Below are 17,446 nucleotides of genomic sequence, written 5' to 3'. Positions count from 1 at the left end.
TAAACTCAGTCCAGCAACACAAAACCGCAACACATTGCATTTTGTCCCGTAGAAAAGACTTGTATGTGTGAGCTTGTTTTCTGCGCCTACGCAGATAAGGATTGAGAATGCCGCGCACTGTAACACATAATCCGGATAGCCCCAATAATGACGATGTTTTAGCCGCATCTGAAAAATGGGACGCCTGTAAACCCCCCTATACCAGCGCACACATGAAAATCTGTGTTGCTGCCGCTAAAATCATCCTCGCTGCTTCCGGCGTGGCTCGCCGTTCCAAATACGAAAAAGAGAACTATCTCCGTATCGATTTCAGCAAAGCCGGTAAGGTTACATTTTATGCCGAGTTTCCAAAAAAGATGGGCCTCAAAGGTAAAAAGCTCGGCGAGTGGCCGGAGCTCGCTATCCAGCTGGCGCGCGAAAAAGCGCTAGGTATGGCTGACGGTGGCCTGCGGGCAGAGTCCGTACATGCAGCGCTGGAAATGTACCGGGATGACCTCAAAGCCAAAGTCGCCCGGCAGAAGCTGAGCCCGGACAGTTTCACAACCTACGGGGTGCGTATCGACCGGATTAAAGCCACGTTCGGCGAGCGCGAGGTGTTCAGCGACGTAACATACAATCGGCTGGTGGAAGTGCTGGACGAGTGGATCGCCACTCGCTCGAACAATAACGCCCTGGAGTTGTTTGCCGAGCTCCGTCGGTTCTGGAAGTTCTGCGCACCTACTCTTTGCAATGGCCGCAATGTTGCCGCCAGTCTGCCAGATGATTATGTTTCCTCCCGCGTACAGAAACCCACCCCCACACGGCTTTTTACCGATATTGAATCAATCGCCCGACTCTGGCTCAATGTTGCTGCCTGCACCTCTGTACACCAGAAGAATGCTGTTCGCTTCATGATCATCACTGGTGTTCGTCCGATTAATGTCCATAACCTGCGCTGGGACTACGTTTACGAGGAGGCTGGTGAAATTGTTTATCCGGAAGGGGTTATCGGCATGCGAGGGGCTATGAAAACACAAAAGGCTTTCCGCCTGCCGATAACGCCTGAGATCCGGCGGATTATCGACGAGCAGAAAGCCTGGCGTGATTCAGTTCCTGAGTGCAACAGGGATTATGTATTTTTGCAGCCACGTGATCCAATGCAGCCATTTTCAAAACGATCACTGGATAAGCTGGTGAAAACATACAGCCCGGACGGGGCTGTAAAAGGAATAAAACATGATGGGACTGTTAAAGGGAAAGACGGTGCATTTAATACGATGTGCCGTAAATTCCTTAAGAGCAATGTTATTGCCTTGATGAAGGAAAGAGGCTATTCCCGCTCAGACCGAAGGGAAATCAGCCTCCTTTGCCTTCACCACTCCAGCAAGTCAGATGACCCGATGGCAGAACATTACGACTTTTCTGATGAGATTTTACAGGAAGAGATTGCGTTGAAGCGCGAAGCTTTCGAGGCTCACGAGCGGAGCATACTTGCGCAGGTGGCATTGCTACGGCGGCGAGGTTAATACTGGCTGCGACATTTTTGAATAAAAGCGTCGACATTTCGGCGCTCATAACGAACTACTTTTGCACTGAAACGAATTGGTGCCAGGATAGCCCGATGACGATGCTTAATATTCCACTCACATAGCGTTTTCTGTGTAATACCTAACTTTTGGCATACTTCATCCGGGGTGAGTAAATCGTCGGGTTTCTCGCTCATGCTATACCTCTCTTTTTCATGGCATCGAGCAGGATGTCCTGCACTGTTCGTTTTGAGTTGCGCCGCTCCATCACCATTTCGTCCATAGTGTCGGCAGCAATAATGTGGTGAATAAATACCGGACGATTGTGTCCGGCCTGTATCTGTCTGGTTGGGCCGATACGTTCAATAATTTGCTGATACTGCTCCAGGTCCCACCAATGTGAGAAAAATACCAGTATGTTTCCGCCGTCCTGCATGTTCAGACCGTGGCCCGCGCTGGCTGGGTGTGCAAAGAGAACAGGAATCTTTCCGGAATTCCAGTCACGTAGTGTCTGTGGATCCTGGTCGAGGTGACGACCGCGAGGAAATGCTTTAAGCAAGCGTTCAAGATCGTGTTTCCAGTGATAAGCAACCAGCACAGGTGCGCCAGCTGCTTCGGTCAGTATGCTGTCCAGCGCCTGTAGTTTGGTGTCATGCAGTTCTGACCAACTTCCGGTGTCATCTGTGTATACTGCGCCGCTGGCGATTTGCAGACACTTCAGTGTCTTTGCCGTGGCGTTCGGTGCTTCGATGCCTTCGCCATTCAGCTCGAGGAACATTTCCTTTTCCATTTCACGATACTGCTGACGGGCCTTCGGCGGCATATCCACGCGGATTACGTTATGGATGGGGTCTTTGATATCGAACCAGTCGGTCGCATCCAGCGAGAGGGTCACATCGGCTAACGCTCGCTGTATTTCACCCTGTGAGTGAGCAAAAGGCTCCAGTTTGGTCCAGCTCTGCCCCGGAAACTGTATCGATTTGAACCAGCGTGAGGTAAACGCGCCGTAAGTGCGCCCGAGACGTTGCCCCAGGTCCACAAACCACGATTGTCCCCACAAATCTACCAGGCCGTTCGGTGCTGGCGTACCGGTGAGATTTATCCAGCGCCGGACATACTTGTGCGCCACTTTGCCCAGCGCCGCCGCGCGCTTACCACCACCTCGCAGCCGGAAGGATTTTAGCCGGGTGCTTTCATCTGGAATGACAGTACCGAACGGCCATCGTTCTCCCAATTCCTCAACCAGCCAGACAAGGTTATCGTAGTTGATGGTGAACACGCTCGCGTTGTTGTTCGCCAACGCTGCAGAGCGCGCTTTGGCATTACCAACAATTGGTTGTACCTCGATATTGCGCAAATGCCCCCACTTCAGTGCTTCATCCGGCCATGTGCTGGCAGCCACGCGCAGCGGCGCGAGAACCAGCGCAGGTTGTGTTTCTGCACCCGCCATGAAGAGGTCTTCCAGCGTAGTGAGTGTCGCTACGGTTTTACCCATTCCCATACCCGCCCAGATGTTGCCGCGCAGAATGTTAGTTTGGTGATTGATTATGAGGTTTTGATAAATTCTGGGGTGGAATATGCTATTCATTAATACACCTATGGTAGAATATGGTCACTTCTCTCTCTATATATATAACTAACGGAGGCGGGTATGCCCCTGGCGAAAATATTTACAAAACAAGTTTCTTTATTAACTATGTTTTCAGCGTTAGCTTATGCGATGGCATATTATTTTCAGAAAGGTGTTGCATCGTATTATGGCTATCCAGACCTTTTTATTAAAATAGACTTAAATACGCTATTGTATTCGGCTGTGTGGCTTTTGTTTTTTAGTTTTTTATTTCTCGGCGCCTTATATGCGGCGTTGATGTTTGATTTGAAAGGAAAATATTATGTTCCATTTATTGTATTTATAGTTGTTATGCTAATGGCTAATATTTGTATAATAGGATTTCATTGGCCTTTTGGTTATTTCTCCGAAACTTCTGTGATGAGTGTTCAGGATATTTTATTATTTGCTATGCTTTTGTTGAATTATCACAATGTGGTGTCCATGCCAATCCATAGTAAGAGACACGAACATCATATGGAGAGCATTAGAAAATTTGGGAGGCTTGCAGAGTATAAGAACGTATTTTATTATATCGATTTAAAAATCCTAAAGTCAGCTTTTCCTTTAGGGGTGATAACGTTGTTGATATTGAGCTATACATTCGGGAAGGTTACTGCATTTAAAAATAACGAATATTATATGGTAGATGGTAGTAATACTAAAGTGTTGCTCAATTCATTTGGTAGTGGTTTTGTTGTTGGTGATTGTGAGTCAAATAGCGCAAAATTTGAATTTGTTAATGATTTAAAAGGGATGAGATTCACAATCATGTCCTCTAAAAAGGAAATAGCTAAATTAAAAGAGTGTTTCGAAATACGTGTTAAAAATACGGATTAAAGCATAAGTCTTTTATCCTTTATTACGGCTTAAAATAATGGCCTCCAGATTTTTGCTATCCAGCACCACTACGGTAAAGCCCAGCGCGCGCAACCGTCCGTGTTCGCGCAACTGGTCAGGCCGTGGTGGCTTGCCGGGGGATTTACATTCAACGAAAATGATACGACCGCCGGGTAGCAGAACAATGCGATCTGGTATCGAGCGGCGACCGGGGGATACGAACTTAAAGGCAACCCCGCCAGCCTTTTTTACTTCAGCGACGAGGTGCTTTTCGATTAGGTTTTCACGTTCATAGGCCATTAGCTTTCGCCTTCCTGCTTTTTGCGTTTCTTCATGCAGATAGCGCAGTTCTCAGGATGGTCATGCCATTCATCAATCCTGATACCTATGAACATCCATTTTCCGCATAGTGATATGGCTTCCCCCGAATTAAAGAAATGTGCTTTTTTTGACAGAGCGGGGAACCCCCAACCCTTATTATCGATATTAGACATCGTCCACCTCCTTACGCTTTTCGCGCATGTTCTGCATCAGACAAAAATCAAACCGACGTTCGCTTTGGCCCAGACCTGCATCGCCCGGTCGTACCCGCCGGACTGTTCAAGGTGCAAAGCCTCCCGCACAGTCCGGTAATAAAGCGGACTGTCTCGGTATTTAAATGACATAGGGTTTTTATTCCCAAATAAAAAACCCCGCGATGCAGGGTTGTAATCAACAATAAGGGGTAATTACGAGGAAGCGTTAGCTATTTGAGCTTGTGTAAATTCGAAACCAGAATTTTGTAACCGTTGCACTAGACGAGGAACTGTTTCACGTACATGGTCGTTGAAATTCAGATACAAAATCCCGTTAGCATCAGAAGGCTGTTCTAGGTGCTGTTTCTGAAGGATTGCTACATTGCTGCGCCCTAAGGACGAAAGAAGCATACCCATCTCGAGTACAACGTTCTGTCTTGCGCGGGGTTGGATTTCTGCTTCACCGGCGCGCTTTGAGTATCCCATATCATCAGGTGTCAAAAGAACAATCCCGAAACGGGTAGCAGTTTGTCCTTGCCCAATTTCACGTTCAAGCTCTTCAATAATGGTGAGTCCAGTCCCTCCCGTATTCTGCAAAATGAAATGGTCTGGTAATCCAAGTTTATGAAGGATTAGCTCAAGTTGCTCCTTTGCAGTATGGTCATGGCCGTGAACAATGAATATCTTTTTGGGGAGCTCAGATGGCTGTTCTACGGCTAGTGGTGTTGCCGTGGGCGGCGTTCCTAAATGGGTCATTATTGCAGTTTCAACATTGGGACGTTCTTGAGGGTTACCTTGAAACTGAATGGTCCGGGTGGTGTAAAGGTTAACAATTACGCCATTCGTTAAACGATAGCAGTCACAAGTCTCACGCTGTTCGTGGGAAAAATTGGTGAACCCACACTCCCTCAAAAAGTCAGGAAAAGATTCTCTCGGGTATGGATAGGTGATCGGCATTTCAGTTAGTTCCTGCATAAGTATTGTTCCTTTAATTTACTCGAATTCAGCATGTCGCCATAGCTCGATAAGGTGAGTTATATCAATCTTTTTTGTAGTGGTACGCCTCAAAACCGCCAGCGTTCAGTGGGATATCGGGCGCCCATTCGGGGTCAGTGGAGAGAAGCGCGGAAAGCGCTTTATCGTTGAAATCTTCTGTGTCAGGTGCTTCGGTGATCACCTCGTCGTGTACCGTCAGCACAATGCTGTAACCGGCATCTTCGATAAGCGGCATGTTTCCGGCCAGAATGTCGCGGGCGGCCGCCTGGGTGATGTTCTCCACCAGCTTTCCGCCGTAGGTTTTGAGTCGTTGCCATTTACGCGAATAAGAGTTAACCCCCATGTAGGTGATATTCCCTTTTTCGATAACCGGAGACGGGTAGCATACAGCGCGTCCGGATGGTAGCTGTATGCGCAGCCACGCGCCATCGCGGCGGATTTTAAGATAACCGCAATACAATGTTTTTTGCGGTGTGGCGATTGCAGTGCGGACGGTGCGCTCCAGTTCGTACCAGAAATCACAGGTCGCGGGATGCGCCCGGCGCCAGAGACGTTTAAGTGAGTCGCAGGCGATAAATACCCGTTCAGAAAGCCCGTAGGTTGACTTGCGTTTAACCGATTCGTCGTACCAGCTTTTCGCCTCGCGGATAACATCGCGGGGAATGTTTGGTAGTGCGGCGTTCGCCAGCTCGTCGAGATCGAGACCGTAAACCAGTGCAAAAGTGATGAAGGCCGACACACCACCACCATAACCCAGACCGAGTTCCATGACTTTACCGATCTGACGCATGTGTTTATCAACATCATCTGGTGCAATATCGAAAGCTTTTGCATACGCCAGTTTATATAAGTCCGGACCCGTTCCGGCGTCGTACTCTCTGAATGCATTCAGTTTCCATTCTTCTCCCGCCAGCCATGCCAGCATACGGCCTTCAATGTTCGACAAGTCACTTACCACCAGCTTTTTGCCTGTTGGCGCGATAATGCAGCCACGTAACGCTGAACTGGTTAGTTCCATGATATTGTCAAACAGCAGGTCTGCACATCCGGCTTTCAGTGCTTCGATGCCTTCGTCTATTTGTTCCTGTTTTAGTGAAGGGCGGGGAAGGTTCTGGGGCTGGAATAGCCGTCCGGCCCAACGACCGGTACGTGACGCCCCGCAGAACTGTAGCGTACCGCGTAAGCGCCCGTCGTGGCTTACGCCTTTCATCAGTGCCTTGTATTTACTGGTGCTGGTAGTACTGGCCTGCAGGCGGATAGCCAGCAGTTCTTTCACGGCAGATGGTAAATCGGGGTCGGCAATACGACGTTCCAGAGTACTGCGTTGCATGTCTGGTAGCTCCACACCGTAGGATTCAACAATGTGCTTAATCAACGCGTCTCGTTGTGTGGCTGCCTGCACTTTGCCATCAGTCATTTTCTGTGTACGCTTTGCTAGGCGCTTTTGTTCCTGGTCTACCGCGTCGATCGCAGCGCGTGCGAGTTCCACGTCCATGCAGACGCCCCGGTCATTGATCTGCTGATCACGATGCCAGAGCGCCAGTTCTGTCCCCTGATAATTCCACTTCGGCAGACGTTTATAGACTTCGCGCATTGCCTCGATATCCAGTCCGGCGTAAGCAACAAAGCGCCGCCATTCTTCCGGGTGGGTTTTGCTGGTGGCCCGGCGCAGTTTGCTGTTTTTCGGGCGTGGCTTACAGAACAGCTGGATCAGCGCTTTACCTTCTTTGTCCTTCGCTTTGTCTTGCGGGACGCCTAGTACTTCGCAGAGTTCCCCCAGAGACCCCGGGAGACCGTGCGCCAGCGCCTGCACCATTGTGTCGCGCCAACGTTCGACTGGCGGTGCCAGGCGCGGCATTGCATAACGCAGAACGGTGCGGTCGAAGTGAGAGTTATGGAAATAAAGCAGGGTTTCAGGGTCTGCGATTGCTTCGTATAAGCCGTGTGGAATACCACCACCGGCAGTGATATCCCACACGTTTACTGGCCCGTCGTTGATAGCCCATGCGAAAAGCATCACTTCAACGCCTTCGGCATACGCATGGGTACCGTTCGTAATAGGGATTTCGCAATAGGTTTCCAGGTCGCCCCATAGTATATTGGACATGTGTTTACCTTGGTTTTTATTCTATTAACTGATTAAAAGATTAATTATGCATATGATCCAATACTTGATTGACCATACAGAGCATCTGGAGAAAATAGCTGGATATATTTTTTCATGTTTGATTGTTATGGGAGTCTGGATAAGAAAGATCATTTTTAATTATAAGTATAAAGAGCCTAAATATGTCAAGAAGTTAATTTTATATTTAGTTAAGTATGAACGTTATCTGGATGAGGAGGATAAGAGTGCCATAGAAAAAAGAATAAATGATAAAATTATTCGTGATGCGCTGAAATTGCAATCCTCTTATAACAGAAGAGATGTTATTTACATTTGCAATAGATTAGAAAAAAGACAGTATATAAATCAGTTGATTAAGCTTCAGAATTATATAGAGACAGATAACGGAGTGTTTTTTATTAATGTTGATTTTTCAGGTTTTTTATTTATTATTAGTCGTCTGTTTTCCTTTCTGTGTTTTGTGCTGTTTACCCTTTTTTCTATTATCTGCATTATTTCCATAGGGCAAAATGAAGGCCTTTTAAATTATCTTGTGTATATGGTTATGATAATAGTTTTAGAGACTGTTGGTTTTTGGATGTATGATACTTTCCCGTCTAAGAAAAAGATCTGTGAACTAAATAAAGAATTGAGAAAGATTAAGATTCCTGAGTGATTATACGCCTAATCAGTAGCCCGGTGTTTAACCGGGCGTCTATGAAGTAGGGTTAAATTAGTGCTTCAGCATCAGCACCTTCGCTGATATCGTCGAAATCGTCAGCGCTTGCCACTCCGCCGCCAGCGAATGCATCGCCGTCTCGCAGGAACTGGACTCCGCCGAGTGAGGCATTAATGCGTTTACCGAAATTATTGTCCTGTGCCCAGATATCGATAACGGCGTTTACATAGCACCCTGCATAGGGACGTCCGTCAGCCTGAATAAGTGGCGAACGATCGCGATCAAGAACAGCTGGGCGCGCTTTGTTAGCAGCATTCAGGAAGAAATTACCGGGGAAGCCTTCATACTCTGCTTTTTCATCACCATCATGCAGGCACAGATTGAGTTTTTTCTCCAGCTGGTTATAAATGGGCTCCCACTTCTCTCCCCATTTTTCCTTCGCTACCTGCTTCATAGCTTTACGGATTTCTTCCAGTTGTGGGTGTTTGGGTGACATTAAAAATACTGCGGAGAAACGTGGATCGCCTTCGCCGTTTACAGTTTTAGCTTCAAACAGAGACGGGAAGGCCAGACGAACATTGTTCAGCTTCAGTTTCATGGGGATTTCCTTAAATCAGATGAGGTCTGCGGTTAGCGTATCGTCGGATACGTCGTCGAAATCATTTATAGGGTTGATATTGAGTGCGGGGCGTGGGTCTGACTCGGGAACGACGGTTGGTTTACCATCAGCTCGTGTTATCAGTGCCTCGACTTTTGACCAACGGCGCGGACTGGCCTTTTTGATAAGTTTTTCGGCTTTTGTGGGACTAATAAGTTTAAAGTCGAATACTTCTTCAGTTTTGTACCTGAACTGGTCCTTCAGAAGTGCGCGAGCTGCCTCTTCATCACTCCAGACCCGGTTACCTTGTTTTCCTGTTACCAGTTTAAACCCCGGTACCGGATGTCCGGCATTGAGTTCATTGTGAACCCGGTCCCGTACTGCCTTTAGCCAGGATTCAATAAAGTCGGCCTGGCTATAGATCTCCGCAAGCTGCTCAATGGTTAACAGAGGTACACGTGCGCTGGCATTGGTGATTATTTCGCTGACAGGCTTTGTCAGATCTTCAAAATCGCTGGCCGCTGTTTGTAAATGCTGCATTTTCTGGGCAGTGCAAATAGCTTTTGCTTTACAGAAGCGGCACTGTTTTTCTCCAGGTATGAAGTTTTCCAGCGGTAGTGTCTCAATGCCTTCGCATTCAGCAATATTGAGAACAAGGATCGCACTGGTTGCGGCCTCCAGCGCCCGTTCACCGAAAGACTGAAGTTCCTGTACGGTTAACGACCATTCTGAAACGTGGTTGAGCCTTGGCTGGTGAATAAATAATCTTACAGTCTCAAAGTCATACAGCATGCTGAATTGTTCGAGCGCACCCAGAGCATACAGTTGTAGTTGCTCATTTTGTTCTGCATCAATGCGGACGCCTTTGCCATATTTCAGGTCGTGGATTTGTAATTCGTTACCAGCGATGATTATGCCGTCGGCAGTTCCGAAAGATTCTTCCACACCCGTTATATGTGAGAAATCAACACGTTGTTCAACCAATAGTTCATTATTCTTTGCAAGAGTCCAGACCGTATCAACATACCGGCCGACGGCTTCGACCATTTCATCATCCACCTGTGGGCCAGATGTATCATCAGGATTTTCGCGAAGGGGGTATGAGCCGAGAAACATAGAAACATTGCATCCGGCGTAGTGTTCCGGGTGGCTTTGCCTGTTTCGTAGAACTTTTTCAGCAAGCGCGTGCGCTGCAGTGCCCTCGATTGCAAAAGTTGTTTCTTTATCCGGTTGTGTGGCCTCCAGCGCCAGACTTCCTGGGCAGCGCATCCATCGATGCGCTGATGATGGAGAAAGTTGTGCATGAACGTCTGGCATGATTAACCCTCCAGTGCTTTTTCAGCCAGGGTGATTACTTCAGCGAGATTTTCATCCGTTACTTCACCAAGTTTCCTGGCTCCCTGTTTTTCCAGAATTGCAATAGCTTCTGCCCGGTAACCCCCTTTTGCTAACTGGAGGATCAACCCTTCAGCTTGTTTGCGTAGTGCCGCGAAATCAATTGTATGGTCATCTTTGGCGTCATTATTCTGGCTGGAATTTGCTGCGTCTCTGCGTGCAAATTCTTCCTGCAGCTGAAGGTACTCAACACGGTTGATCTCGATATGGCCTTTTTTCAGCATCTCGTTCAACTTGCGTAAGGTGTGGAGTTCACTGGCTGCTGTGCCGGATACATTTTTGACGTAAAACGGCCCCGTGCGTTCTCCATCTTTGTTACTGGCCTTTTTCGGCTTAACTTCATCACGCCCATCCGCAGGTGCATCAAGTAGCTGCTCGGCAAAAGCACGTCGCTCGCCGATGGTTGGCAGGTCGTCCCAGAACTTAAGGATGTTACGGGACAGGTCCAGGAGAGCAGGTTTAAGCAGCGCCCTGGCTCGTTTGACGCCCTGCAATGCGCTGTCGAGAGCATCAATCTGAACTACTCGTTTATCGCCTTCAGCATCACGGTAGGCAACAGCACGTTGCAGCATGTCTTCTGTGATAGGGGTGGCTACCGGGTAGAAACCCGCCAGTGCGATAACGTCGCTGAACTCCAGATCATCCAGTGTCATTGCCGCTGACATATTTTCAGTTTCAGTTGCTGTATCCCGACATTCCTGCACTCGTGAAATCGTGTCAGGATGCATAACAATACCTGATGCCATTGTGCGGATAAGACGTTCAAGCAGCGCATTATGTTGTGCCAGAAGTTGATTATTAAGTTCGAGACTGGTTTCTAAACTCATACTGTGGTCCTCGCTACAAGGAGAATGAAAGTGATGATCAGACCGAGCGCAATGGCAATGGCCAGACCGGTCATCAAATCGAAGTTTTTACGGCGATAACGGAGAACATCGCGCCCCGTCAGTCGATGGATGTGTTCAGGTTTCATCGGTTGTATTCCTTTTTTCATATCGGGGAGCACGCTGTTGCGAGTGCGCTTTCAGACATAAAAAAGCCCGTCACTTGCGGCGGGCAAAGACTACACACAGCAATTACATGGATATCATCGAGTGCCTGCTTTTAACCACATCAGGCGAGGTGGTTCTCCTTGTACCCCTACAGTGAGAAATCGTCTAATATCTCTTCACCCCTACAGTTTGAGAGAGATTAGATATGTCTGAAGAAAAAGGAATTCTTTCCCGGATAACTGAATCGTTATCCGGCGTGGGAGGAGCAATTAAAAGCGCGGTTGGAGCAGCAAGAGAGATTCAGAATCTGACTGTCGACTATGCAGTTAAAGAGAAGACGCACATCTTACTCGATAAGCTAATGGATGTTTAGATGCAGCAAATGTCGCTTCAGGAGCTGCTGATTGCGGCTAAGGAGAAAATTGTTGAACTGGAAAATGAGAAAGTAAAGCAAGAGAACTGGGCCGCTGAAGCGGCGAGCTATGAACTTTACCAGCCTATGCGGGGTACTCTGGTCTATCGCAGCAAGCTTTCTGCAGATACTGACCAATCTCCGGTTTATATTTGTCCCAATTGCTACGAGCAAAAGAGAAAATCTATATTGCAAGCGGAAGGTCTGGTTATTAAGCCAGGCCTTGGGCGAGCCGTTAATATGGTTTGTTCGCACTGTAGGGTTTCCTATCTGTTCAACCGAAATGCTTTAGAGGCCAGACTGCCTGCTGAAGATGAAAATCCGGGGAAGGCAATCACGGATTACGATCCTTACAACCAGTAATTTCTTTAAGCATGGGTACCTTTCCGGCCACCCAGAGTTAAAGGAACTAAGCGCCCCATCGTCGGGGCGTTTCAACTTGCGTGACTTATCAGTTCGTCGCGGTGTTGTCCTCTACGCTTACCGTACGCATACGGACTCGGCGCTTACCTCGATCCCATCGGGTGCCATTTCATTTTGCCAGGAGTACTGCGGCTTACCTGTCACGCGGTTCAGTTTGTTAAAGAGCTGGTATTAAAAAACGCATTAATTATGCGATATCGTATTTATATGCGTTATGGGATTTTGTGTCAATACAAAAATGAATTATTTTGCAAATAAGAAAACCGCCCTTGTGGAGAGCGGTTTGATCAGAAGTAAGTTATCAGACTGTAAAGGTTAGTACATGCGTAGCGCGGATTTGGCGATCCCCGCCACGTAATGGATTTTTTCAATGTTTTCGCGTGGTACTCTGACTGGTGGATGATCTTCATTTACAGACATTAGATGGAACAGGCCATCGCGTTCGAACAAGAAGGTTTTAACCATGACCTCACCGTCCTGGGTAACCACAAGTACTTCATCACCAGGAGTGTAGTCGTGGTTGGGTTCGACGATTACGAACTCACCTTCTTTGATTCTAGGCATCATTGAATCACCAACACATTTCAGGGCGTATGCATCTTCATCCTTTGTCGGCCAGTATATGAAACCATCACTGCTACCTACTGAATATTGGGTGTCGCTCCAAAGTCCTCCAACGCCTAGCTGAGTGTTTCCCAAAACAGGTACTTTATTAAACCTAAGAGAAATATACGTTTTTATACCTGTCGCGTCCTCTTTCTCCATTTCTTGAAGGCTCCTTTCTGCCAGGTCTATTGGTGACACGTGGAAGTAGTCGGCGATCTGCTTTAACGTTGCGTATTTCGGATCTTTCACCTCTCCTGATACCAGCCTGTGTAGCGTTGGTTGGTTCAGCTGTAACCGACGTGCCAGCTCAGTTATCGAGCTTATCTTGGCTTTGTCCATCAGGTACTTGATGTTTTGAGAAAGGATATCGGTAGTATCAATCATTTGGATTCATCCATGTTGTATACAGGGACGGTGATTATGCGTTATCGGATATTTTAATCCAGGATGACATAGAATTGCTGTATTGCTGAACAATCCGTTTTCGTATAAATTTGCGCTATAGACGAAAGTGGAGACTTAAATATGTCCGGACTAACACCACAAGAGATGGTCAAAAGCTTGATTGATTCAGGGTATACCCAAAACCAAATTGCCGAAATTGCAGGCGTGAAGCAGTCTTCTATTAGTCGGCTTCTCACCGGGGTTCATTCTGACCCTCGCTTTTCTACAGTACGTGCGATAGAAAAGCTTTTTCAGGAAGTGACAGCTAGACAAAAGGCGTAACCCATGTCTGATAACAAACCATGGGGAGCTACGCCCGATGAGTGGTTCCACTTCGATCTGGTGTTGGGGATGACAGACAGGCTTTTACCTGTGGTGTCCAATCCCTGTGCAGAACTGTCGCCTAATAGCAAGCTGTCTCATAATTTCGGCAAAACTCCCAGTCGCTACAATGGCCAACGTAAGGTTGTTGGTATCCCCGACTGGGCTAACTATGTTGTTACGGAAAACGATTTTGCCCGGTGGTCGAACGAACCCGATTACGGTATTTGCGTTCGTACTGGCGACGGGGTGGTGGCTCTGGACTGCGATATCAATGACGCCGGGATGCAGGAGATCGTACGCAATATTATCCTGTCATGCTTGGGGGAACTTCCGCCACGTCGCTGGCGGGCTGACAGTCATAAATGCCTATACCTGATTGCTGTTGATGGCGACTACCGTAAACGTGGTCACCGCCTGGAAGGCGAAAACAAACAAATAGAGCTGCTCGCTAAGGGCCAGCAGTTTGTGGCTTGTGGTACCCATCCGGCAGGCGAACGTATTCAGTGGGACTGCGGTTTGCCCGGCGAACCTCTGAAAATTACATCTGAACAGCTCGAAAGCCTGTGGCAGCGTCTAGCGGATAACTTACCCGTGAAAGACAGCTATACCGCAGGTGCGGGACGTCAGCGTGACCTTTCCTGTGTTGATCCTTCCGCGACAGATGATGTCGCTGACTGGCTTGACGCGAACGGGTGGACTCTGTCAGTCAGCTCTGATGGTTCCCGCAATCTGAAACCGTTTCGGGATGAGTCAGAATACAGCAACGGTTGCAGCGAAACATCCATTAAGTATTTCCCAAAAGGGACGGGGGGATTTGAACAGGGACATTTTAAAAGCATGCACAATACCGATGCGGGGCTTACTGATGCCGACTGGCTGGAAGGCTACGGCTATACGCAATCCCTGTTCGAAGATCTCACGGTGGTTGAAGATGGCGATAAGCCTGAATTTACCGATATTAATACAGATATGACAGCTCATTTTCTGGAACGCTTTATCTACGTCATCGAGGGTGACCAGGTATGTGATCTTAGCCGACCGCCATATCAGTGCATGATGGATATGAAGTCGTTCAAAAACCTGATGGCGCCTTACCAGTTCCCGCCAGAAGGGAAAGGGCAACCAACTCCCGCAACCAAACGGTGGATAGAGCATCGGCATAAGAAGATTGCTGAGACGACAGGCTATAAGCCCGGTGCGGGACGTATTATCGAGCGTTTCGACGGGCGGTTTGAGATAAACGAATTTTATATGCCTGAGCATCCACGTACAGCGGATACAAGTAAGGTGTCCACGTTCCTTAATCATATGGCGTATCTGGTACCTGATGCCTGGCAGCGCGAGTTTTTCATCGCCCGTCTGGGGTGGATGGTTCAGCGTCCGGAGCGTCGATGCCCGATTTCTATTCTGCATGTGGCTACCGCACATGGTACGGGCAGAGGATGGGTCAGCCAGTTAATGGAGCGCGTGCTCGGCCCGTGGAACTGTGCTCGTACTCGCATGAAGATCCTGTGCGATAACCAGTTCCATGACTATCTGTACAATACGCTTCTATGCACCATTGACGAGGTGCGCGAAAACGATAAGCGGTATGAGGTGAACGATAAGATCCGCGATGTGCTGACAGAACCACGGTTTGAAGTGAACCGCAAATATGGCAGCAAAAAAACGATGGATATATACACCGGCTTTCTGTTCTACACCAACCACTTTGATGCGCTGGCGCTGCCAGAGGAAGACCGACGTATCGCTGTGCTGGGGGGCCCTGACTTCGCCGCAACTGAAGAGCATTACGCCAGCCTGTACGGTGCGCTAAGCGACAGCGACTTTATCGCCCAGGTGTACTGGTATCTGATGGGCGTTGACCTGTCTCGCTTTAACTGGCAGCGCGCCCCCGAGACGAAAGAACGCCTTCTGATGATTGAAAGCAATAAGAGCGATGTGGAGGCTGCTCTTATTGAAATCCTGGATAATCCGCCTGTGCCAGCAATGACTTATCAACAAATTGTTAACGCAATACTGGCAGAAGCAGGAATGGATGTAGAAATTAACCAGAAGCATATTACTCGCATTTTGAAAGAAAGAACAAAGCGGGAACCCGTACGCGTAAAAATTGACGGGTTTGTATATAGGATTTGGATTCTTGTAAAAAATAACGATTTCAGCAACGAAGAATTGCGCGAAATATATAAATCTTGCGAAATTTTGCAATCTGGATTGTAAAAAGGTGACGGCTAGGTGACGGCAAAACGCTTAAGCGTCACCTTAAAAATTATATATAAAACAATGGGAAATGTGCTAAAGGTGACAGGTGACGGCAGAATTTAAAACTATATACGCGAGAGTGTGTATTTTAGGTATTATACGATCGCTTATATATAGAACTAAAATCAACCGTCACCTGTCACCTAAAACATCTTCAGGTCTTATATGGCGCGATTTGCAGCAGGTGACGGATATGTAATTACGCGTCACCTAGCCGTCACCCGGAAATTAACTTGCAAATATTTGCAAATAACTAGCTGGAGTAAACAACATGAAAGTTTCAGGATTAAAAAATCATATCGACGGAAATAACGAAATTACCTGCCCACGCTGCGCTAGTAACAGCGTGTTTATTCGCGATGTCGCCATGCGAGCGCATAAACACGACAAAACGGTAGTTATTGACCTCGGCTGCTCTGTCTGCGACGACAATTTCCAGCTTGTGTTATCTGACGGGCCAAACGTCAGTGTTAGCGGCCACCTGACATTCAACGAGTATTGAGTAGTAGAAAATTTCCAAACGTAGCAAAACGTAGAGGTCAGAGCTATGCGTAATATTCAACAGGTTTTAGAGCGCTGGGGTGGCTGGGCTGCGAGTGAAGGTGGTAGCGTCTACTTTCCTCCTGTTGCAGCCGGGTTTAAGAATCTGCTACCCGCGACGCAGTCTGGAAGGCTGAAATGCAGTGACAATGACGGTCTTATCATCAACTCCGCTATGAGCTGCCTGAAGAAAAAAGATCCGTATCTGTGCACGCTCCTTGAGTGGCATTACGTCCAGGCCATGCCCGTGCGGACGATGGGTGAGAAGCTCGGCGTATCTCACACCCACGTTCTGAAGAGGCTTCAGGCGGCAGAGGGATTTATTGACGGTTGCTTAGCCATGCTGGATGTGGTGCTCGAAATGGATCAGTCGGTTCAGTCAAAGCCTCAGGCTATCAGGACTTTGCGTAGGAGCTGCTCGGCGGCATAATATCCAGCAATCAATCACGTAAGGGAACCAGATGGCTCTGATCAGCGTTCGCAACAGATTTGAAAGCTTCATGGAACAGAGGTACCCAGACCTGTCGTTGCAGGTCAAAGGTAATATTGGCGCATCAATGAAGGCTCAACTTGGTATCAGGATTGAACGAGAATTGTACAGTGAAGATGTTACTTACTGTGATTCAGCAGTTCAGTTGATGTGGACACTCTTTCAGGCAGGTGTTCTGGCCGAACGAAGAGCTACCAGCGTTACGCTTCCTGCGCTGAAGGCAAAGCCGGATAGCTTCTACGATGCGGGTTATAACGAAGGTATTCAGGACTGTCGTAAACATCTGACGGCATCAGGCATCAAGGTAAGATAAAAAATAGTTGTGGAATTCCAAAAAGCCGATTAGCCTGATATCTGTTGAAAACAGTTCATCACGAAGAGGCTCCCGCAAGGGGGCTTTTTTAATGCTCTATTCTCAGTAAAAGTTAATAAAACAGGGTTTTCGTCGCGAAAAAACGCTATGCAGTTTTTGCCCTTTTTTATGCACCTTTTATTCACTCGGATTTCGTCATTCTGGACCACTTAAGTTGATTAAATAGGCCTTTCATCGCAAATCTATTGCGAGCGGTGATCGTGTGGTTCCTATAACGCACATTATGTTAAATAACCTCCTTTTTTAACAAATTTAACAAGGTTCGCTATGGCGAACTTTTTTTGTATTCAGGGCCCACCGAAGGACGGCTCATAACCCAATCCTACGGGCGTA

General features: G+C 47.7%; 20 protein-coding genes. 10 read left to right on the top strand and 10 right to left on the bottom strand.

Annotated features, from left to right (window positions below):
- Positions 1–107 precede the first annotated feature (107 nt).
- Complete coding sequence (locus ACJHYR_RS08645) at positions 108–1,505, top strand: tyrosine-type recombinase/integrase (RefSeq protein ID WP_001138338.1); 1,398 nt, start codon at positions 108–110, stop codon at positions 1,503–1,505.
- A 193-nt stretch (positions 1,506–1,698) separates the two neighbouring features.
- On the opposite strand, the gene ACJHYR_RS08640 is transcribed toward ACJHYR_RS08645, so the two are convergent.
- Positions 1,699–3,093, bottom strand: coding sequence for a DEAD/DEAH box helicase (locus ACJHYR_RS08640; protein WP_059328262.1), 1,395 nt, complete (start codon positions 3,091–3,093; stop codon positions 1,699–1,701).
- Between the two features lie 63 nt (positions 3,094–3,156).
- Between ACJHYR_RS08640 and ACJHYR_RS08635 the strand changes: the two genes are divergently transcribed.
- Positions 3,157–3,954 (top strand): hypothetical protein, encoded by a 798-nt coding sequence (locus ACJHYR_RS08635; RefSeq protein ID WP_001127518.1) that lies wholly within the window; start codon positions 3,157–3,159, stop codon positions 3,952–3,954.
- Positions 3,955–3,966: 12 nt separating this feature from the next.
- Here the strand turns inward: ACJHYR_RS08635 and ACJHYR_RS08630 are convergent, their stop codons facing one another.
- The 4 genes from ACJHYR_RS08630 to ACJHYR_RS08615 all read right to left on the bottom strand — a co-directional run bounded on the left by ACJHYR_RS08630 (position 3,967) and on the right by ACJHYR_RS08615 (position 7,572).
- Positions 3,967–4,254, bottom strand: a complete 288-nt coding sequence (locus ACJHYR_RS08630; RefSeq protein WP_059328263.1) for a VRR-NUC domain-containing protein — start codon at positions 4,252–4,254, stop codon at positions 3,967–3,969.
- On the bottom strand, positions 4,254–4,448 hold the full coding sequence (locus tag ACJHYR_RS08625) for a hypothetical protein (RefSeq protein WP_000065111.1): 195 nt from the start codon (positions 4,446–4,448) through the stop codon (positions 4,254–4,256). Before ACJHYR_RS08625 ends, ACJHYR_RS08630 begins: the two co-directional genes overlap by 1 nt.
- Before the next feature lie 234 nt (positions 4,449–4,682).
- A complete protein-coding gene (locus ACJHYR_RS08620; RefSeq protein WP_001157067.1) occupies positions 4,683–5,444 on the bottom strand; it encodes a TIR domain-containing protein in 762 nt (253 codons plus the stop codon).
- Between the two features lie 64 nt (positions 5,445–5,508).
- Positions 5,509–7,572 (bottom strand): DNA polymerase, encoded by a 2,064-nt coding sequence (locus ACJHYR_RS08615; protein ID WP_059328264.1) that lies wholly within the window; start codon positions 7,570–7,572, stop codon positions 5,509–5,511.
- A gap of 46 nt (positions 7,573–7,618) precedes the next feature.
- Here ACJHYR_RS08615 and ACJHYR_RS08610 point away from each other — a divergent pair, with 46 nt between their 5' ends.
- Complete coding sequence (locus ACJHYR_RS08610; protein ID WP_059328265.1) at positions 7,619–8,248, top strand: hypothetical protein; 630 nt, start codon at positions 7,619–7,621, stop codon at positions 8,246–8,248.
- A 52-nt stretch (positions 8,249–8,300) separates the two neighbouring features.
- On the opposite strand, the gene ACJHYR_RS08605 is transcribed toward ACJHYR_RS08610, so the two are convergent.
- The 4 genes from ACJHYR_RS08605 to ACJHYR_RS08590 are packed head-to-tail and all read right to left on the bottom strand — an operon-like array spanning position 8,301 to position 11,217.
- Entirely contained in the window at positions 8,301–8,849 is a 549-nt protein-coding gene (locus tag ACJHYR_RS08605; protein ID WP_000769005.1) for a DUF2815 family protein, read from the bottom strand.
- Positions 8,850–8,864: 15 nt separating this feature from the next.
- Positions 8,865–10,166 carry a DUF2800 domain-containing protein gene (locus tag ACJHYR_RS08600; protein ID WP_059328266.1) on the bottom strand — a complete coding sequence of 434 codons (1,302 nt, stop codon included), beginning with the start codon at positions 10,164–10,166 and terminating at the stop codon, positions 8,865–8,867.
- Positions 10,167–10,168: 2 nt separating this feature from the next.
- Positions 10,169–11,071: a hypothetical protein gene (locus tag ACJHYR_RS08595; RefSeq protein WP_000051353.1), complete on the bottom strand. Its 903-nt coding sequence runs from the start codon at positions 11,069–11,071 to the stop codon at positions 10,169–10,171.
- Entirely contained in the window at positions 11,068–11,217 is a 150-nt protein-coding gene (locus ACJHYR_RS08590) for a hypothetical protein (protein ID WP_171965395.1), read from the bottom strand. The genes ACJHYR_RS08595 and ACJHYR_RS08590 overlap by 4 nt, the downstream gene beginning before the upstream one ends.
- A gap of 224 nt (positions 11,218–11,441) precedes the next feature.
- On the opposite strand from ACJHYR_RS08590, the gene ACJHYR_RS08585 reads away from it, so the two are divergent.
- Complete coding sequence (locus tag ACJHYR_RS08585) at positions 11,442–11,609, top strand: hypothetical protein (RefSeq protein ID WP_249530104.1); 168 nt, start codon at positions 11,442–11,444, stop codon at positions 11,607–11,609.
- Positions 11,610–12,011 (top strand): hypothetical protein, encoded by a 402-nt coding sequence (locus ACJHYR_RS08580; RefSeq protein ID WP_249530106.1) that lies wholly within the window; start codon positions 11,610–11,612, stop codon positions 12,009–12,011.
- 375 nt (positions 12,012–12,386) lie between these two features.
- Here ACJHYR_RS08580 and ACJHYR_RS08575 read toward each other — a convergent pair whose 3' ends face one another.
- On the bottom strand, positions 12,387–13,061 hold the full coding sequence (locus ACJHYR_RS08575; RefSeq protein ID WP_021517261.1) for a helix-turn-helix domain-containing protein: 675 nt from the start codon (positions 13,059–13,061) through the stop codon (positions 12,387–12,389).
- A 141-nt stretch (positions 13,062–13,202) separates the two neighbouring features.
- On the opposite strand from ACJHYR_RS08575, the gene ACJHYR_RS08570 reads away from it, so the two are divergent.
- From ACJHYR_RS08570 to ACJHYR_RS08550, 5 genes are all read left to right on the top strand, one after another.
- Positions 13,203–13,403 (top strand): helix-turn-helix transcriptional regulator, encoded by a 201-nt coding sequence (locus tag ACJHYR_RS08570; RefSeq protein ID WP_000016208.1) that lies wholly within the window; start codon positions 13,203–13,205, stop codon positions 13,401–13,403.
- Positions 13,404–13,406: 3 nt separating this feature from the next.
- A complete protein-coding gene (locus ACJHYR_RS08565; RefSeq protein WP_033809347.1) occupies positions 13,407–15,668 on the top strand; it encodes a DUF5906 domain-containing protein in 2,262 nt (753 codons plus the stop codon).
- A gap of 313 nt (positions 15,669–15,981) precedes the next feature.
- A complete protein-coding gene (locus tag ACJHYR_RS08560) occupies positions 15,982–16,212 on the top strand; it encodes a hypothetical protein (RefSeq protein ID WP_000868571.1) in 231 nt (76 codons plus the stop codon).
- Positions 16,213–16,257: 45 nt separating this feature from the next.
- A complete protein-coding gene (locus ACJHYR_RS08555) occupies positions 16,258–16,680 on the top strand; it encodes an antiterminator Q family protein (RefSeq protein WP_032317024.1) in 423 nt (140 codons plus the stop codon).
- A gap of 31 nt (positions 16,681–16,711) precedes the next feature.
- Positions 16,712–17,053, top strand: a complete 342-nt coding sequence (locus ACJHYR_RS08550; protein WP_001174014.1) for a hypothetical protein — start codon at positions 16,712–16,714, stop codon at positions 17,051–17,053.
- The last annotated feature ends 393 nt before the right edge of the window (positions 17,054–17,446 follow it).

The sequence above is a fragment of the Escherichia sp. WS1450 genome, from assembly GCF_046487395.1.
Lineage (GTDB): Bacteria > Pseudomonadota > Gammaproteobacteria > Enterobacterales > Enterobacteriaceae > Escherichia > Escherichia coli.
This window is presented reverse-complemented; position numbering and strand designations above follow the sequence as displayed.

Coding starts and splice junctions, on each gene's coding strand:
- ACJHYR_RS08560 (WP_000868571.1), top strand. CDS start 15,982: ATGAAAGTTTCAGGATTAAAAAATCATATCGACGGAAATAACGAAATT.
- ACJHYR_RS08595 (WP_000051353.1), bottom strand. CDS start 11,071: ATGAGTTTAGAAACCAGTCTCGAACTTAATAATCAACTTCTGGCACAA.
- ACJHYR_RS08640 (WP_059328262.1), bottom strand. CDS start 3,093: ATGAATAGCATATTCCACCCCAGAATTTATCAAAACCTCATAATCAAT.
- ACJHYR_RS08610 (WP_059328265.1), top strand. CDS start 7,619: ATGCATATGATCCAATACTTGATTGACCATACAGAGCATCTGGAGAAA.
- ACJHYR_RS08565 (WP_033809347.1), top strand. CDS start 13,407: ATGTCTGATAACAAACCATGGGGAGCTACGCCCGATGAGTGGTTCCAC.
- ACJHYR_RS08585 (WP_249530104.1), top strand. CDS start 11,442: ATGTCTGAAGAAAAAGGAATTCTTTCCCGGATAACTGAATCGTTATCC.
- ACJHYR_RS08615 (WP_059328264.1), bottom strand. CDS start 7,572: ATGTCCAATATACTATGGGGCGACCTGGAAACCTATTGCGAAATCCCT.
- ACJHYR_RS08580 (WP_249530106.1), top strand. CDS start 11,610: ATGCAGCAAATGTCGCTTCAGGAGCTGCTGATTGCGGCTAAGGAGAAA.
- ACJHYR_RS08645 (WP_001138338.1), top strand. CDS start 108: ATGCCGCGCACTGTAACACATAATCCGGATAGCCCCAATAATGACGAT.
- ACJHYR_RS08555 (WP_032317024.1), top strand. CDS start 16,258: ATGCGTAATATTCAACAGGTTTTAGAGCGCTGGGGTGGCTGGGCTGCG.
- ACJHYR_RS08605 (WP_000769005.1), bottom strand. CDS start 8,849: ATGAAACTGAAGCTGAACAATGTTCGTCTGGCCTTCCCGTCTCTGTTT.
- ACJHYR_RS08630 (WP_059328263.1), bottom strand. CDS start 4,254: ATGGCCTATGAACGTGAAAACCTAATCGAAAAGCACCTCGTCGCTGAA.
- ACJHYR_RS08570 (WP_000016208.1), top strand. CDS start 13,203: ATGTCCGGACTAACACCACAAGAGATGGTCAAAAGCTTGATTGATTCA.
- ACJHYR_RS08600 (WP_059328266.1), bottom strand. CDS start 10,166: ATGCCAGACGTTCATGCACAACTTTCTCCATCATCAGCGCATCGATGG.
- ACJHYR_RS08620 (WP_001157067.1), bottom strand. CDS start 5,444: ATGCAGGAACTAACTGAAATGCCGATCACCTATCCATACCCGAGAGAA.
- ACJHYR_RS08550 (WP_001174014.1), top strand. CDS start 16,712: ATGGCTCTGATCAGCGTTCGCAACAGATTTGAAAGCTTCATGGAACAG.
- ACJHYR_RS08625 (WP_000065111.1), bottom strand. CDS start 4,448: ATGTCTAATATCGATAATAAGGGTTGGGGGTTCCCCGCTCTGTCAAAA.
- ACJHYR_RS08575 (WP_021517261.1), bottom strand. CDS start 13,061: ATGATTGATACTACCGATATCCTTTCTCAAAACATCAAGTACCTGATG.
- ACJHYR_RS08635 (WP_001127518.1), top strand. CDS start 3,157: ATGCCCCTGGCGAAAATATTTACAAAACAAGTTTCTTTATTAACTATG.
- ACJHYR_RS08590 (WP_171965395.1), bottom strand. CDS start 11,217: ATGAAACCTGAACACATCCATCGACTGACGGGGCGCGATGTTCTCCGT.